The organism is Corynebacterium lipophiloflavum DSM 44291, assembly GCF_000159635.1.
Lineage (GTDB): Bacteria > Actinomycetota > Actinomycetes > Mycobacteriales > Mycobacteriaceae > Corynebacterium > Corynebacterium lipophiloflavum.
In genome coordinates this window covers 1-250 of the sequence record NZ_GG667241.1, presented here as the reverse complement: position 1 = coordinate 250, position 250 = coordinate 1, and the positions used below count along the sequence as shown (strand labels likewise).

General features: G+C 50.0%; 1 protein-coding gene. It reads right to left on the bottom strand.

The window, feature by feature from the left end:
* A partial coding sequence (locus tag HMPREF0298_RS12610; RefSeq protein ID WP_211205449.1) for a hypothetical protein occupies window positions 1–250 on the bottom strand: 250 nt, incomplete at both ends.

Genomic DNA, 250 nt, shown 5'->3' with positions numbered 1-250 from the left:
GTGTGTTGTGTGAGAACTCGATAGTGTGCCAATGTACTTTTTTGTTTTTTGTTTGTGGTTTGTTGTGGTGTGCATTGTGGCGTGTTCTGCCTGCGCTTTGTGGTGTGGGTGGGTGTGTGCTGGTGGTGGTGTCGTGAACCTTTGATGGCGGCGTCATCTCGTGGTGCGCATGTTGTGTGTCATGGTGTGCGGTTTGTTTGTTGAATGAATCGCAAATCACAGCTTCCTCTTTGTGGTGGGGGTTGTGGTG